The organism is Mycolicibacter heraklionensis (genome assembly GCF_001021505.1).
Lineage (GTDB): Bacteria > Actinomycetota > Actinomycetes > Mycobacteriales > Mycobacteriaceae > Mycobacterium > Mycobacterium heraklionense.
Map to the genome: position 1 here is coordinate 22,811 of NZ_LDPO01000006.1, position 15,934 is coordinate 38,744.

At 68.2% G+C, this 15,934-nt stretch carries 13 protein-coding genes; 7 read left to right on the top strand and 6 right to left on the bottom strand.

Annotation, left to right across the window (positions count from 1 at the left end; all coding sequences use genetic code 11):
* Window positions 1-5 precede the first annotated feature (5 nt).
* Window positions 6-1,082, top strand: a complete 1,077-nt coding sequence (locus tag ABW16_RS09405; protein ID WP_047318912.1) for a potassium channel family protein — start codon at window positions 6-8, stop codon at window positions 1,080-1,082.
* A gap of 52 nt (window positions 1,083-1,134) precedes the next feature.
* Window positions 1,135-2,058, top strand: coding sequence for an NAD(+) diphosphatase (gene nudC, locus ABW16_RS09410; RefSeq protein WP_200900635.1), 924 nt, complete (start codon window positions 1,135-1,137; stop codon window positions 2,056-2,058).
* Here nudC and ABW16_RS09415 read toward each other — a convergent pair.
* Window positions 2,030-3,265: a cytochrome P450 gene (locus ABW16_RS09415; protein WP_047318914.1), complete on the bottom strand. Its 1,236-nt coding sequence runs from the start codon at window positions 3,263-3,265 to the stop codon at window positions 2,030-2,032. The genes nudC and ABW16_RS09415 overlap by 29 nt on opposite strands.
* Window positions 3,266-3,416: 151 nt before the next feature.
* On the opposite strand from ABW16_RS09415, the gene ABW16_RS09420 reads away from it, so the two are divergent.
* Complete coding sequence (locus ABW16_RS09420) at window positions 3,417-6,695, top strand: LuxR C-terminal-related transcriptional regulator (protein WP_047318915.1); 3,279 nt, start codon at window positions 3,417-3,419, stop codon at window positions 6,693-6,695.
* A gap of 2 nt (window positions 6,696-6,697) precedes the next feature.
* Here ABW16_RS09420 and ABW16_RS09425 read toward each other — a convergent pair whose 3' ends face one another.
* Window positions 6,698-6,946: a mycoredoxin gene (locus ABW16_RS09425; protein WP_047318916.1), complete on the bottom strand. Its 249-nt coding sequence runs from the start codon at window positions 6,944-6,946 to the stop codon at window positions 6,698-6,700.
* A 73-nt stretch (window positions 6,947-7,019) separates the two neighbouring features.
* Here ABW16_RS09425 and ABW16_RS09430 point away from each other — a divergent pair, with 73 nt between their 5' ends.
* Window positions 7,020-9,119, top strand: a complete 2,100-nt coding sequence (locus tag ABW16_RS09430) for an ATP-dependent DNA helicase UvrD2 (protein ID WP_047318917.1) — start codon at window positions 7,020-7,022, stop codon at window positions 9,117-9,119.
* Window positions 9,120-9,357: 238 nt separating this feature from the next.
* The gene (locus tag ABW16_RS09435; protein ID WP_047318918.1) at window positions 9,358-9,603 is read left to right on the top strand and encodes a WhiB family transcriptional regulator; all 246 of its coding nucleotides are present in this window, start codon (window positions 9,358-9,360) and stop codon (window positions 9,601-9,603) included.
* A gap of 13 nt (window positions 9,604-9,616) precedes the next feature.
* On the opposite strand, the gene ABW16_RS09440 is transcribed toward ABW16_RS09435, so the two are convergent.
* Genes ABW16_RS09440 through ABW16_RS09450 form a run of 3 tightly spaced genes read right to left on the bottom strand, consistent with a single transcriptional unit; the run spans window position 9,617 to window position 12,513 of the window.
* Window positions 9,617-10,972 carry a macrolide-binding ATPase MABP-1 gene (locus ABW16_RS09440; protein WP_047318919.1) on the bottom strand — a complete coding sequence of 452 codons (1,356 nt, stop codon included), beginning with the start codon at window positions 10,970-10,972 and terminating at the stop codon, window positions 9,617-9,619.
* A 55-nt stretch (window positions 10,973-11,027) separates the two neighbouring features.
* Window positions 11,028-11,897 carry a TOMM precursor leader peptide-binding protein gene (locus tag ABW16_RS09445; protein ID WP_047318920.1) on the bottom strand — a complete coding sequence of 290 codons (870 nt, stop codon included), beginning with the start codon at window positions 11,895-11,897 and terminating at the stop codon, window positions 11,028-11,030.
* 40 nt (window positions 11,898-11,937) lie between these two features.
* Window positions 11,938-12,513 carry a TetR/AcrR family transcriptional regulator gene (locus tag ABW16_RS09450; RefSeq protein WP_047318921.1) on the bottom strand — a complete coding sequence of 192 codons (576 nt, stop codon included), beginning with the start codon at window positions 12,511-12,513 and terminating at the stop codon, window positions 11,938-11,940.
* A gap of 47 nt (window positions 12,514-12,560) precedes the next feature.
* Here ABW16_RS09450 and ABW16_RS09455 point away from each other — a divergent pair, with 47 nt between their 5' ends.
* Entirely contained in the window at window positions 12,561-13,442 is an 882-nt protein-coding gene (locus ABW16_RS09455) for a lysophospholipid acyltransferase family protein (protein ID WP_047318922.1), read from the top strand.
* Between the two features lie 10 nt (window positions 13,443-13,452).
* Here the strand turns inward: ABW16_RS09455 and ABW16_RS09460 are convergent, their stop codons facing one another.
* On the bottom strand, window positions 13,453-14,790 hold the full coding sequence (locus ABW16_RS09460; protein WP_047318923.1) for a zinc-dependent metalloprotease: 1,338 nt from the start codon (window positions 14,788-14,790) through the stop codon (window positions 13,453-13,455).
* 99 nt (window positions 14,791-14,889) lie between these two features.
* On the opposite strand from ABW16_RS09460, the gene ABW16_RS09465 reads away from it, so the two are divergent.
* Window positions 14,890-15,909 (top strand): YlbL family protein, encoded by a 1,020-nt coding sequence (locus ABW16_RS09465; RefSeq protein WP_047318924.1) that lies wholly within the window; start codon window positions 14,890-14,892, stop codon window positions 15,907-15,909.
* Window positions 15,910-15,934 lie beyond the last annotated feature (25 nt).

Sequence of the window (15,934 nt, forward strand, 5' to 3'; positions counted from 1 at the left end):
CCGTCGTGGCGGGAGCTAGCTGGCGGCGGTTGCGGCGTCTTGACGAGACGCTGACCGCCCAGCCCAGTTATGCGCTCGTCGGCGTGCTACGCATGCCACACGGGCAGTCCAGTCCCGGCCGCACCGTCTATCGGCGAAGCCTCATCGCGCTGGCGGCACTGCTGGTGTCCGCGTTGTTCGTCTACGTCGACCGCGACGGCTACCAGGACGTGCAAGGCGACCGCCTGACCTTCCTGGACTGCCTCTACTACTCCGCGGTGACCCTGTCGACCACCGGATACGGCGACATCACGCCGGTCACCGAGTTCGCCCGCATGATCAATGTCCTGGTCATCACCCCGCTGCGGATCGCCTTCCTGATCCTGCTGGTCGGAACGACCGTCGAGGCGTTCACCGAGACCTCCCAGCAGGCATTCCGCATTCAGCGTTGGAGGAAGAGAGTGAAAGACCACACCATCGTCATCGGGTACGGCACCAAGGGCAAGACCGCGATCGCCGCAATGCTCGGCGACGACGAGACCACCCCGAGCGACATCGTCGTGGTGGACAACGACCGGTCGGTGCTCGACCGCGCCAAGAGTGCCGGGCTGGTCACCGTGGACGGCGACGCGACCAGATCGGATGTCCTGCGGCTGGCCAGCGCCCAGCGCGCCTCGGCGATCGTGGTGGCCACCGGCTCGGATGCCACCGCGGCGCTGGTCACCCTGACCGCCCGCGAGATCGCCCCACAGGCCACCATCGTGGCGTCCATTCGGGAAGCCGAGAACCAGCACCTGCTGGAGCAGTCGGGCGCCGACTCGGTGGTGGTGTCCTCCGAGACCGCCGGCCGGCTGCTCGGCATTGCCACCACCACGCCCAGCGTGGTCGAGATCATCGAGGATCTGCTCACCCCGGACGCCGGGTACGCCATCGCCGAGCGGGAGGTGGAGCAGAAGGAGATCGGTGCCTCGGCGAAGCATCTCAACGAGATCGTGCTCGCCGTGGTTCGCGGCGGCCGACTACTGCGGTTGGACACACCGGACGTTGATGCGATCGAGGCCGGCGACCGGCTGCTCTACGTGCGTACGGTGACCAGCCAGTGACGATCGCAAGCGCGGCGACGCCGGGCGCAGCGGGTCGGCACGGGGAGGAATGATGGGTGGCTTCCAGCTGCGCCAGGTGCCCCTGTTGTCGCGGGTTGGGGCTGATCGAGCCGATCAGTTGCGCACCGACACCGATGCGGCCGTCGCCGGCTGGTCGGCGGCCGCGCTGCTGCGGGTCGATCCCCGCAACCAGGTACTGGTCGCCGGCGGCCGCGTGGTGCTGCAGGAGGCCAAGGAACTGGGCGACACCCCACCATCGGACGCGGTCTTTTTAGGCCGCATCGAGGACGGTCGGCACGTCTGGGCAGTCCGCGACGCGCTGCGGGCCCCTGCCGACCTCGACGTCTCGGTGCTGGACATCCGTGCCACCGGCGACATCTTCGACGACGTCAGCGCCCAATTGGTGTCTTCGGCCATCGCGCTGCTGAATTGGCATGACAATGCCCGGTTTTCGGCCGTCGACGGCACGCCGACCAAGCCGGTACGTGGCGGCTGGGCACGGGCCAATCCGGTCACCGGTGTCGAGGAGTTCCCGCGCATCGACCCGGCGGTGATCTGTCTGGTGCACGACGGTGCCGACCGCGTGGTGTTGGCCCGCCAGCACAATTGGCCGGTCCGGATGTTCTCACTGCTGGCCGGGTTCGTCGAGGCGGGCGAGTCGTTCGAGGCCTGCGTGGTCCGCGAGGTTCACGAAGAGGTTGGGCTGGCGGTGCGTGATGTGACCTATCTGGGCAGCCAGCCGTGGCCGTTCCCACGGTCGCTGATGGTCGGCTTCCACGCCGTCGCCGACCCGGCTCAGACTTTCGTCTTCAGCGACGGCGAGATCACCGAGGCGGCGTGGTTCACCCGCGACGACGTGCGGGCCGCGCTGTCCGCCGGGGCCTGGAACAGCGGCAATCCGGATGCGAAACTGCTGCTGCCCGGGTCGATCTCGATTGCCCGGACGATCATCGAGTCGTGGGCTGAGTCGGGCTGAGCGAGTCGCGACCGACGAACTCCAGGGGCAGCACCTGCGGTCCGGTCAATTCGGTGACTGGTTTCCACGGCGCCGGGCCGATTTGGCGTGGATTCGACATCCTGGCCGTCAGGACACGCAGCGCCTCAACTAGTTCGATGCGGGCAAGGTGCACGCCCAGGCAGTAGTGGACACCGCCGCCGAAGGTCAGCATCGCCGGTGTTCCCGTGCGAGCGATGTCAAAGTGATCCGGGTCTTCGAAGGCCGCCGGATCCCGATTGGCCGCAGCTGTATTGGCTACGACGAACGAACCCGACGGAAACGTCACGCCGCCAAGGTCGACGTCGACGACGGCCTTGCGCAGGACGCGGAAGTTCACCGGCGCGTACCGCAGCACCTCCTCGACCGCCTGCGGTACCAGCTCGGGACACCGGCTCAGCGTCTTCCACTGGTCGGGATGATCGACGAGCACCTGCATCGCCGCGGCCAACTGGTGCCGCGTGGTGTCGATACCGGCATTGAACAGGATCACCACCAGGGCGATGAGTTCGTCGTGGCTTAACCGGTCGCCGTCCTCTTCGGCTCGAAGCAGCTCGGAGATCAGGTCGTCGGCCGGCTTCGAGCGCCGCACAGCAATGAGCTGCTCGATGTAACCCTCCAGGCCATTCCAGGCGCGCAGGATCTCTGCCTCGTACTGGGCGACCTCGATGCTCATGGCCTTGGACAGGCCGGTCACCCACTCGGACAACTGTTCCCAGTCGTTGCGCGGTGCGCCGAGCAGCGAGCCGATGATCGCGATCGGATACCACCTGGCGATCTCGGCCACGAATTCGCACCGGCCGATGGCAGCGCACTGGTCGACCAGCTCGGTGATGACGTCGATGCACGCGCCGCGCATCCGTTCGGCGGCGCGTGGGCTGAACGCCTTTGCCACCAAAGCACGTAGCCTGCGGTGCTCGGCGCCGTCCAGATGGAGCAACAGCCGGGTGACCCGATCCCAGACCGGGCCGGAGGTGATGCCTTGCATCAGCAGGGCGATGCCCTGCGGCGTCACAAATCGTGGATCGCGCAGGACGGCGCGCACCAGGTCGTACCCGAGCACTTCCGGACAGAAGGGGCCGAGGGCGACCGGACCCGCGCGACGAGCGTCGGCGACAGCGCGGTGGAATTGCTCCGGGGTCGGGTTGTCTCCGTATTGGATGGTCGGCAGGTTCGCATAGAGGTTCATGTCCAGAACTCTGCGATGTTTGCCGATGCTCGGCCATCGGCCGAAGGGCGTAATTCTGCGTCGATCGAACGCCTATATACGCGCCCTGCTGAGGCGATGATTGGCATTTTCGCTGATGTTGTACGCCGTCGATCACCGCAGGCTGGCTAGCATGAGCGAAACGAGCTGGAACGGCACGGACATGAGCGACATCGGGGAACTTCCGACGGGCACCGTCACTCTGCTGTTGGCCGACGTCGAAGGTTCGACGCGGTTGTGGGAGACCCAGCCCGAGGTGATGCGATCAGCCGTCGCACGGCTCGATCAGGTTCTGGCGCACGTCGTCTCCCAGCACCACGGTGTCCGGCCGGTCGAACAGGGGGAGGGTGACAGCTGCGTTGTCGCTTTTGCCCGTGCTGCGGATGCGTTGGCCTGTGCGCTGGACCTCCAGCGCTCGGCCTTGGCGCCGATCAAGTTGCGGATCGGGCTGCATACCGGCGATGTGCAGCTTCGTGATGAAGGAAACTACATCGGTCCGACCATCAATCGCACGGCGCGGCTTAGAGATCTAGCCCATGGCGGTCAGACCGTTTTGTCAGGTACCACCGAACTCCTTGTCGTCGACCAACTCCCGACCGGCGTCGTGCTCACCGATCTGGGCACCCATCCGTTACGGGACTTGCCGCGCCCGGAACGCGTGGTGCAACTCTGCCACCCGGACTTGTGCAACGACTTCCCGCCGCTTCGGGTCGCCAGTCCCGTTGACGTCAACCACCTTCCGGTACACCTGACGAGCTTCATCGGCCGTCGGCAGGAAATAGTCGACGTTGGGAAGGCGCTCAGTGAGAATCGCCTTGTCACCCTGACCGGTGCGGGCGGCGCCGGAAAGACTCGACTGGCAGTGCAGGTCGCCGGCATTGTTGCCGCGAATTTCGCGGGCGGTGTCTGCTACGTGGACTTGGCCCCGATCATTGACCCGAAGACCGTCGCTGTGACGATGGCCCGAGCGCTGGGTTTGCCGGACCAACCCGGTCAACCGTTGAGCGACATGCTGCGGCGGTTCCTGCGCGATCGCGAAGTCCTGATCGTGCTCGACAACTGCGAGCATCTCCTCGACGCCTGCGCGGAGCTGATCACCGGGCTGCTGGCCGCATGCCCCGCGGTGACGTGGCTGACGACCAGCCGCGAGCCGATCGGTGTGACCGGCGAGGTGAGCTGGCGGGTGCCGTCGCTCGGCTTGGCCGACGAGGCGATCGAGTTGTTCGGCGATCGTGCCCGTCGCACCAAGCCGGGATTCTCGGTGACCTCCGAGAATCTCGACACGGTGACCGAGATCTGCCGTCGCCTCGACGGGCTGCCACTGGCGATCGAGCTTGCGGCGGCGCGGGTGCGGGCGTTGTCGCCCAACGAGATCCGCGACAGCCTGCACGACACTTTCCGGCTGTTGACCGGTGGTGCGCGTACTGCGGTACGACGCCAGCAGACCTTGCGGGCCTCGGTGGATTGGTCCCACGCTTTGCTGTCGGAGCCCGAACAGGTGCTGTTCCGCAGGTTGGCGGTTTTCCTCGGCGGCGGTGACCTCGACGCCGCCCAGGCGATCATGGGCGGTGAGATCGAGCGTTACCAGGTGCTCGACCAGCTGGTCCTATTGGTCGACAAGTCACTGGTGGTCGCCGACGACAGTTCACACGGCACCCGCTATCGGTTGCTGGAGACGGTGCGTCAATACGCCATGGAAAAGCTCAGTGAGTCCCGCGAAGCGGGCGAGATACGGAACCGCCATCGCGACCACTATGCGGCGATGGCCACTGCGCTGGGCGCTCCCGGCGAGGTCGGCCAGGAACGCATCATCGATCGGTTGGACGCCGAAATCGATAATCTGCGAGCAGCTTTCGCATGGAGCAAGGAATGCTCCGACACCGATAGGGCGCTGATACTGGCGGCGGCGCTGCAACCGTTGTGGCTGACTCGTGGGCGTATCCAGGAAGGGCTGAGTTGGCTCACGGCGCCCCCCGATCCGGACCCGGCCGGTTCCGAGATGTCGGAGGCGCGGGTATGGGCGTCGGTATGCCGGGCGCAGCTGCTGTCTTTTCTGGGACGAACTGATGTCCTCGACGACGCCGAACAATGCCTGGCCGTCGTACGCGAGTGCGGCGACACCGCGATGCTGGCTCGGACGCTGGCGGCGTGCGGGATGATCTGTGCTCCCGGAAATCCCGAGTTGGCCCGCGGGTATTTCACCGAGGCGGCCGACTTCGCCCGCGCTGTCAACGACTTGGGGACGTTGGGCCAGGTGCTGGCCTCGAACGCGATCGCGGGTCTGATGCTGGACCAACCGCTCGCGGAGATTCAGACCGCCGCCGAGGAGGGGCTTCGGATCGCCGAGGGCATCGGCGCGGCATTCATCGCGCGCCAGTGCCGGTTCGCGCTGGGCTGGGCGCAGATGTATGGCGGTGACTTGTCCGGCGCCGTCACTCGTTTGGGGGAGGTGATCGAGGACGCCGCACGCGCTAACGATGCGATGTACTCAATCTACGGCCACACCATGCGCACCTTTGTGTTGGCTTACGCGGGTGACGCGGCGGGGTCGCGGGCCGAGGCGGCGGCGGCCTCGGGCAGTGTCTCACTTTTCGAGTACTACAACGGCCCCGTTCATTGCGCACAGGGGATGGCGCATCTGGCTTCCGGGGATGCGTCGGCGGCGCGGCAGGCATTCGAAACCGCCCGGGAGTGCTCCGGGCTGGACCCGCAGACCGCCTCGTCCTTTGTGTGGGCGGCGTTGGCGCCGCTGGCATGCGGTGACATCGCCGACGCGGGCCGCTGGGCCGACGATATCGCGGCGTCGACCCGCGGTTACGGTCGTGCGCTGACGCTGGTGGCGCGTGCCCGGGTGGGTATCGCTCGGTGTGACGTCGCGGCGGCCGAACGTGACGCCTACGAAGCGCTGGCGATTGCCGTGGAACTCGGCGCGCCATTTATCGTCCCGTTCGCCCTCGCCTGCCTCGGCCATACGATGAGCGCTACTGAAAACAACGTGGTTGCCGCCCGCTTGTTCGGTGCCGCCGAGGCGGCCCGCCAGCTCATCGGGCTCGAGCCGCTGGCGGTGCTGGCCGAGCAAGACCAATCCGCGTTGTCCGGGCTGCGGGCCACATTGGGCGAGAAGGACTTCGGCGCGGCGTGGGCAGAAGGGGCCGCGCTGTCGATCGACGAGGCGATTGGCTACGCGCAGCGCGGCAAAGGTGAGCGCAGGCGCGCAGAGAGCGGGTGGTCGTCGCTGACCCGAGCCGAGCGCGAAGTCGTGCGGCTCGTCAGCGAGGGGCTGGGCAACAAAGAGGTGGCGGCACGGCTATTCGTCTCACCGCGCACGGTGCAGGCTCACCTCACCCACGTCTACACCAAGCTTGGGTTGACATCGAGGGTCCAGCTGGCCCAGGAAGCGGCCCGGCACTGAGCTCAGGCGCCGAGCCGCTCCAGCTTCGCCTTGACCTCACGCCCGGTCGGGTTGGTCAGCGTCGAGCCGTCGGCGAAGCGCAGCGTGGGCACCGTGCGGTTGCCGCCGTTGGCCGAGCTGACGAATTCCGCCGCTGTGGGGTCCAGCTCGATGTCGATCTCCTCGTACGGGATCTCAAGCTTCTTCAAGGACGCTTTGAGCTGTCGGCAGTAGCCGCACCACTGGGTGGTGTACATGACGAGCTGGTTCATAACTCCCCAAACGTAGTCGGTGATCCGAATATGCCCGAATCGGCGTCTCGGGCAGTCGGGGGCGCCTGCCAAGATGGACGCCATGGATGCGCTCATCGCCGGGCTGGACGAGGAGCAGCGCGCTGCGGTGCTGGCGCCGCGCGGCCCGGTGTGCGTTCTCGCCGGTGCTGGGACCGGCAAAACCCGCACCATCACCCATCGGATCGCCCAGCTGGTCGCCGGCGGTCACGTCGCGCCCGGACAGGTGCTGGCGGTGACGTTCACCCAGCGCGCCGCCGGGGAGATGCGGTCCCGGTTGCGTGCGCTGGGTTCGGCGGCCGGCGCGGGCGCGGCTGCCGGGGTCGGCGGAGTCCAGGCGCTGACCTTTCACGCCGCCGCCCGGCGGCAGTTGCGGTACTTCTGGCCGCGGGTGGTCGGCGACACCGGGTGGGAGCTGTTGGACCGCAAGTTCGGGGTGGTCGCCCGCGCCGCCGGCCACGCCGGCCTGCGGTTGAGCAATGACGACGTGCGTGACGTGGCCGGCGAGATCGAGTGGGCCAAGGCATCCCTGATCGGGCCCGAGCAGTATCCCGAGGCGGTGGCCGCGGCCGGCCGCGATACCCCGCTGGACGCCGCCAAGCTGGCCGATGTCTACGCCGGTTATGAGGCGCTGAAGGCTCGCGGCGAAGTGGCGATGCTCGACTTCGACGACCTGCTGCTGCACACCGCGGCCGCGATCGAGAACGACGCTGCGGTGGCCGCCGAATTCCGGGACCGCTACCGGTGTTTCGTCGTCGACGAATACCAGGACGTCACGCCGTTGCAGGAGCGGGTGTTGTCGGCCTGGCTGGGGGAGCGCGACGACTTGACCGTCGTCGGGGACGCCAACCAGACCATCTATTCGTTCACCGGAGCCTCGCCGCGTTATCTGCTGGACTTCACTCGCCGGTTCCCGGATGCCGCACTGGTGCGCCTGGAGCGCGACTACCGGTCCACGCCCGAGGTGGTGTCGCTGGCCAACCGGGTGATCGGCGCCGCACGGGGGCGGGTGGCCGGCAGCAAGCTGAACCTGATCGGGCAGCGCGAATCCGGCCCGGCTCCGGTCTTTCGGGAGCATTCCGACGAGGTCGCCGAGGCCGCGGCGGTGGCCAAGTCCATCGCCCGGTTGATTCACGACGGCACTTCGCCGGCCGAGATCGCCGTGCTGTACCGGATCAATGCGCAGTCGGAGGTCTACGAGGAGGCGCTCACCGAGGCCGGCATCGCCTACCAGGTGCGCGGCGGCGAGGGGTTCTTCACCCGCCAGGAGATCCGCCAGGCGCTGGTCGCGTTGCAGCGGGCCGCGGATCGTGGTGCCGATGGGCCGCTACCCGAAACGGTGCGCGGTGTGCTGGAACCGCTCGGGCTGACCACCGAACCGCCCAGCGGGGCCAAGGCGCGCGAGCGCTGGGAGGCCCTCGGTGCGCTGGCTGAACTCGTCGACGACGAGGTGGCCCAACGCCCCGACCTCGACCTGCCCGCGCTGTTGACCGAACTGCGGATGCGCGCCGACTCCCGGCACCCGCCGACGGTGCAGGGCGTCACCCTGGCATCGCTGCACGCTGCCAAGGGCCTGGAGTGGGACGCGGTGTTCCTGGTCGGCCTCGCCGACGGCACGCTGCCCATCTCGCACGCTTTGGCGCACGGCGCGGACAGCGAGGCGGTCGAGGAGGAACGCCGGCTGCTCTATGTCGGTGTCACGCGGGCCCGCATCCACCTGAGCTTGAGCTGGGCGCTGGCCCGCGCCCCGGGCGGGCGGGCCGGCCGCAAGCCGTCGCGCTTCCTCAGCGGGATCGCCCCGCAGGCCGACGCCGCCGCCACCCCCGCCAAGCGCCGGGCCCGCGGGGCCCCGAAGCACTGCCGCGTCTGCAACAAGGCGCTGGCCACCCCGGCCGCCATCATGCTCAGCCGGTGCGAGACCTGTGCGGCCGACGTGGACACCGAGCTGCTGGTGGCGCTCAAGGACTGGCGACTGCGCACCGCCACCGAGCTGAAAGTGCCTGCTTACATCGTCTTTTCCGACAACACCCTGACTGCGATCGCCGAGATGCTGCCCGGCGACGAGGCCGCTCTGGTGGCCATCCCGGGCATCGGCGCGCGCAAGCTGGAGCAGTTCGGCTCCGACGTGCTGGAGATGATCCGCAACCGGGGCTGAACGTGCAGGTCAGAAATTCGGTTGTGCGCGGGGGCCGGCAACGACTAACCTGCCAAACCATGACCACCCCGACCACGATCGCCGTACGCGCGGCTGCCGCCGCGCATGCCGCTGCCGGCGTGTCCGTGCATCGGGGTTTTGCCTAACGCATCAGCTCAACCAGCCCGATGGCCACGGACCTGAACCAGGACCGTGGCCATTTTTTTTGCATTCTTCCCAGAACAGGTGACCGACGACGATGAAGAACCAGCTCGAACTGCCGTGTAACAGCGATCCCGACCTGTGGTTCGCCGACGCCCCCGCCGATCTGGAGCGGGCCAAGGCGCGGTGCGCCGCGTGCCCGATCCGCCAGCAGTGCCTGTCGGCGGCGTTGCAGCGCGCCGAGCCGTGGGGGGTGTGGGGCGGCGAGATCCTTGACCGGGGCAGTGTCATCGGCCGCAAACGGCCGCGTGGCCGCCCACGCAAGGAGCCGGTCGCCGCGTAAAGCGACCGCGGTACTAGGCGGACGGACCGACCGCGGCGTCTTCGGGATCGGTGAAGCCCGGCACCAATTCTTCGGACAGCCGCTTGATCGGCACGTGGGCGTCGAGCTGACACATGATCGCCGTGGTGGATCCGAGCACCCGCATCGGCATCGCGAGTTTGGGCGGCAGGTCCAGCTGCCGGGCCGTCTTGATCTGCTCGACCGGGCGCTCCAGTTGCTTGCCGGCGATCCGCATCAGCCACTTGCGGCTGTAGTGGAAGACCTCGACCTCGACCGGTTCGACGTACTGACGGAACATCTCGTCGATCTCGCGTACTGAGACGTCCTGGCCCTTCTGGATGAAGCCGCCCCGGCGCATGGTTTCGATGACCTTGTCGTATTCCTTGTCGCGGGCGTAACGCACCGAGGCGCCCAGCTCCGGGGGGAAACCGCCGGGCATCGGCGCCACCGCACCGAAATCGATGATGCCCATCCGGCCGTCCGGCAGCAGCATGAAGTTGCCCGGGTGGGCGTCGCCGTGGATGAGCTCCAGCCGGCGGGCGGCGTCCCAGGTGAACTCGGCCAGCCGGGTGCCCATCAGGTCTCGCTGCTCGACGGTGCCGTTACGGATGATCTCGGCCATGCCGATACCGTCGATCCACTCCTGGATCACCGTCTTGGGGGCGCTGGCCACGACGTGCGGGATGTGGAAGTGGGGGTGGCCGGCGTAGGCCTTGGCGAAGATGCGCTGGTTGTCGGCCTCCAGCCGGTAGTCCAGCTCCATCTCGGTGCGCTCGATCAACTCATCGATGACGCCCTTGACGTCCACGCCGGGCGCCAGCTGCTTGAAGATGCCGGTCAGCCGCCGAATGGTCTTGAGGTCGGCACGCAGCGCCTCGTCGGCGCCGGGGTACTGGATCTTGACCGCCACGGGACGGCCGTCGGCCCACACCGCTTTGTGCACCTGTCCGATGCTGGCCGAGGCGATGGGGGTGTCGTCGAACTCGGTGAAGCGCTCCCGCCACTTGGTGCCCAGCTGCGCGTCGAGCACCCGGTGCACTTTGTCCGCGGGCAGCGGCGGCGCATCCTTCTGCAGTTTGGTCAGCGCCTCCCGGTAGGGCTCGCCGAACTCCTCGGGGATGGCCGCTTCCATCACCGACAGGGCCTGGCCCACCTTCATGGCGCCACCCTTGAGCTCACCCAGGACGGTGAACAGCTGGTTGGCCGCCTTCTCCATGAGCTCGGCGGTGACCTCGTCCTTGGACTTGCCGGTCAGCCGTTTCCCGAGCCCGAGTGCTGCCCGGCCGGCGAAGCCGACGGGCAGGCTGGCCAGCTTCGCATTGCGCGCCGCGCTACCGCGTTTGATGTCTGACACGTGTCCATCATCCATGACGTTGCTGTGGTGCCGGTCACCGCGTTGGTAATTCCTGGTGGCGCATACGACGTCAGCAATCGCACAGCGGGTGCCGGACCCAGCGTCGCATCACGATCGATCCGGCGGCCAGATCCAGCTCCAGGGTGGCGTCCAGCGTCGGGGGAGCGTCCAGGTCTCGGTCGGCTGCGGTCCCGCGTACCGCTGCGATCACCCGGTCGACTTGGCTCAGCGCCAGCGCCGCCGTCGCCAGCACTGTGGCCCGGTCGGCGTGGGCGACGGTGTGGCGTAGCTGCGCGGCCACCGCGGGCCACGCGGAGTCCCGGTCCCGCCGGTGTAGATCGGCGCACCCCAAACAGCTGGTGACTCCTGGCAGGACCAACGGGCCGACCAGTCCGGTGCCGTCGCGCACTCGCACCGGCAGGTGCGGCACCCGCTCGGCATGCAGTTCCCGTACCAGCCGCGGGTCAGGGACCAAGTAGTCCGCCAGTACCACCAGGTCGGTCCCGGCGGTGCTCACCGCGGCGTGCGGGTGACTGCTGCGCCGGACCACGGCGCTCGAGCAACGCAGCGATTCGACCAGCAGATCCGACAGCGGGCCGCGGCCGTGCACCCGCAGCGAGACCGTGCGGCACCCACGGCGCGTCCCTTCCTCGCGGACGGCGACCCGTGTCGCCACCAGAGCGGCCAGCAGCTCATCGAGCTCCGCGGCGTCCACCGGGCCGTGTTGGGCGGCTTCGCGGTGCAGCGCGGCGACGGTGGTTGGGATCTGCATCGCGCGCAGGACGGTGGCCAGCGCTGCCGGGGTCAGGCCACGGGGTGGCTGCACCAGCACGGCGCGCCTCGGATCCCAGCCGATCTGCACGGCACCGTCGGGACGCAGCAACACCGGCAGCGCCGGATCGAGGGTGTAGGTGGAGGTCTCGGAACCAACCCTTGTCACGCACGCGACCCTGTCATGCCGGGCGGCAACACGCCTCCCGTCATCCACAGGGGCGAGCAACGATCCGCCGCGCTGCCTCGACGGCGGCGCCGCGTTGGCGTGCGATCACAGCGCGGTCGGTGAGGGCCTCGTACGGATCGGGGGAGTGGGCCCAGGCCAGGCCGATACCGAACAGCAGGGCCAGCAGGTCCAGGGGTTCCCAGGAGGTGTCGACGTGCCCGTCGCTCTGGGCGGCTTCGATGGCCGCGACGGCGTGCTCGAAGATCGCCCGTCCGTCTGCGTGGGGCTCGTCGAGGGCCAATCCTTCCAGGCGGGCCCAGGTGATCATGCGAAGGTGTTCGGGTCGGTTGCGGCCCAAATCGTAGATATCGCCGGCGAATTCGGGCACCGCGTCGGGACGTAGGGTGACCGACCGATAGAAGGCGGTCACGTCGGTCGCCATCACTTCCCGAAACAGTGTTTCCTTGTCGCCGAAGTGGGCGTAGAGGCGTTCCTTGCTGGCGTGTGCCGCGCCGGCGATCCGGTCGATGCGCGATCCGGCAAGACCATGGCGAGCGAACTCGGCGCGGGCAGCATCGAGTATCTGGCCGCGCAGCTCACCGGCGTTCCGTCTCACAGCAAGATCATAACCATACGAACCAGTTCGTTCTGTACTGTGAGGGCATGCACGTCCTGACCGACACCGACGCGATCCTGAACCAGCCGCCGCGGGTCGACGCCCTGCGGCGGGCCGTCGAGACCGTCGCCGACGCGGTCACGCCCGCGATCGAGGCGTACCGGCCCTACGTCGAGGGGCTCGAAAACCTGCCCCGTGATGGCCGATTTCTCTTGGTGGGCAACCACACCCAGGTCAGTGTGGAAGCTCTGCTGATTCCCTTTCACGTTCGGCGCGTGATCGGCAAACGGGTACGGTCACTGACGGATCGACAGTTCGGGCGCATGCGGGGCCCGGCGCGAGATCTGCTCGCCGCCGCGGGGGCGCTGGTGGGCGCGCCCGAGCCGGTCCGCGAACTGATGTGCCGCAACGAGCCCATCCTGGTGTTCCCCGGCGGCGGTCGGGAGATTCCGAAGTTCAAGGGGGAGGAGTACACGCTGCGCTGGCAGGGCCGCGCCGGATTCGCCCGCCTCGCAGTCGAACACCAGTATCCGATCGTGCCCGTCGGGTTGGTCGGTGGCGATGACGTCTACCGGAGTCTGAGTCGTCGCGGTGGCAGCTGGGAACGCTTCAGTGCGGCTCTGACACGACGGCTTGCCGGGCCGCCGGACATGGTCATGCCCCTGCAGCACGGCATCGGCCCGACCCTCATCCCTCGACCGCAGCGGATGTACCTGCGCTTCGGCGCCCCGATCGACACCACCCAGCCCGCCCGCGTCTCGAGCGAGAAATGGGTTGCCACCGTCCGGGAGAAGACTCAACAGTCGCTCGAGCGGATCTTGGCCGAACTGCTCGACGTCCGCGCCGAGGATCCCTACCGCCACCTCAATCCCTTGGCGTGGCGGCACGCAATCTCACCACCCGAGGCGGCCGGGGCGCTACACGGCTGAACGCTGCGCGTCAGTCGTCGGCGTCGTCGGTGTTGCCGGCCTCGCGCTGGAACTCTGCGATCGCCTGGTCGATGGCCGAGTCAACATCGCTGGAGCCGCCGAGAATCCGATCGATGAACGCGGCCGGCTCGTCGAGATCGGAGGCCTCGGGAAGCAGATCGGGGTGCTGCCAGACCTTGTCACGAGCGTCGGCCCCGACTGCCGCAGTCAGCCGCTCCCACAGCACCGCGGCCTCGCGCAGCTTGCGCGGGCGCAGTTCCAGACCGACCAGCGTGGCGAATGTCTGCTCGGCCGGGCCGCCGGTGGCGCGCCGGCGGCGCAGCATCTCCGAGAGCGCGGCAGTACCCGGGATCCGGTCGCCCAGCGCCGCATTGACCACGGTCTGCACCCAGCCCTCGATCAGCGCCAGCAGGGTCTCCAGCCGCTCCAGTGCGGCGAGTTGCTCCGGGGTCGACTTGGGCTCGAACACGCCCTGGTTGAGCAGTTCGTTCATGGCCGCGGGATCGGTCATCGCCGCCGGGTCGAAGCCCTGCGCCAGTTCCTCGATGCCCCGGATGTCGATCTTCATGCCCCGGGCGTAGGCCTCCACAGCGCTGAGCAACTGGTTCGACAGCCACGGCACGTGGGTGAACAGCCGGTGGTGGGCGGCCTCGCGGGCAGCCAGGAAGGTGACGATCTCACTGCGCGGCTGCTCCAGGCCGCCGGCCAATTCCTCGATCGCACCGGGCAGCAGCGCGGCCACTCCGCTGGGCCCCAGCGGCAGGCCGATGTCGGTCGAGGTCAGCACCTCTCCGGACAACCGGCCCAGCGCCTGGCCCAACTGGGAACCGAACGCCAACCCGCCCATCTGCGACATCACCGACAGCAGCGGGCCGGCCATGCTCTTGGCCTCTTCCGGCAGTGCTGAGGCCCACACCGACGAAACCTGTTCGGCCATCGGGTCGCACAGCCGCTGCCAGGTGGTCATGGTGTGCTCGACCCAGTCCACCGGCGTCCAGGCAACCCCACTGGTGGTGCCGGCCGGTAACGAAGTCGCTCCGTCGAGCCAGGTTTCGGCCAGGTGCACCGCGTCGCCGACGGCGGTCGCGGTCGACGCGGTCACCGGCGAGACCGGGCCGATCGACTTGGTCGCGACCTGTCGCGCCAGGTCGTAGTTGACCGGACCGGCCGGTCGGCCGTCGGCGCTCACCCGGCCGGCACCGCTGAACATCTGCCCGAGCTGGGTGAAGACCTGGCCCAGATCGGCCATGTTGAACCCAGCACCCATGCCGAACGGGTCGGTGGGCCCCGAGCCTCGCTCGCGGTCGGGGTCGTCCCCGGAAGAGAAACCGAAGGGCAGATCAGCCATAGACACAACCGTACCCATCGGCAACGTCTGGCGGAACGACACGCGGCCACGGCGGTCGGGCCGTCTGCGCCGGGGCGGTGGCCGTTTACCATACCCGGGGTGAACAGGCGGATTCTGACGCTGTTGGCGGCTGTGCTGCCGGTGGTCGCGTTCGGCGTACTGCTGACGGCGGTGACCGTGCCCTTCGTGTCATTGGGGCCGGGCCCCACGTTCGACACCCTCGGCATGATCGACGGCAAGCAGGTGGTCGACATCGAGGGGACCACCACGCACCCGACGACCGGCCACCTCAACATGACCACGGTCTCCCAGCGCGACGGTCTGACGCTGGGGGAGGCGTTGGCGCTGTGGCTGTCGGGGCGTGAGCAGCTCATGCCGCGTGACCTGGTCTATCCGCCGGGCAAGTCTCGTCAAGAAGTCGACGAGAGCAACGACGCCGATTTCCGCGCGTCCGAGCAGAGCGCCGAGTACGCCGCGCTGGGCTATCTGCGCTACCCGTCAGCGGTCACCCTCGCCGATGTCCACGACCCGGGTCCGTCTGCCGGCGCGCTGCAGCGCGGCGATGCCGTGGACGCCGTCAACGGCGAACCGGTCTACACGGTTCGGCAGTTCACCGCGCGGCTCGCCGACACCAAGCCGGGCGAGACGGTCGTCATCGACTACCGGCGCAAGAACGCCGCACCCGGTACGGCGCGGATTACGCTCGGAGAGAACAAGGACCGCGCCAACGGATTCCTGGGCGTGTCCGTCCTGGATGCGCCGTGGGCGCCGTTCACCATCGACTTCAACCTCGCGAACATCGGCGGCCCGTCCGCGGGTCTGATGTTCTCGCTGGCCGTCGTCGACAAGCTGACCACCGGCACCCTGGCCGGGCCGAACTTCGTTGCCGGCACCGGGGTCATCAAGTCCAACGGCCAGGTCGACGCGATCGGCGGAATCGCACACAAGATGATGGCGGCCCGCGAGGCCGGCGCGACGGTGTTCCTGGTCCCGGCCGACAACTGCTACGAGGCCAGAAACGACGACAAGGGTCTGCAACTGGTCAAGGTGGACAGCCTCGCCCAGGCGGTGGGCGCGCTGCGAACCATCACTGACGGAGGTCAGCCACCCTCTTGCTGAGTCTTTGTTGGCTACAGTGGGGCCG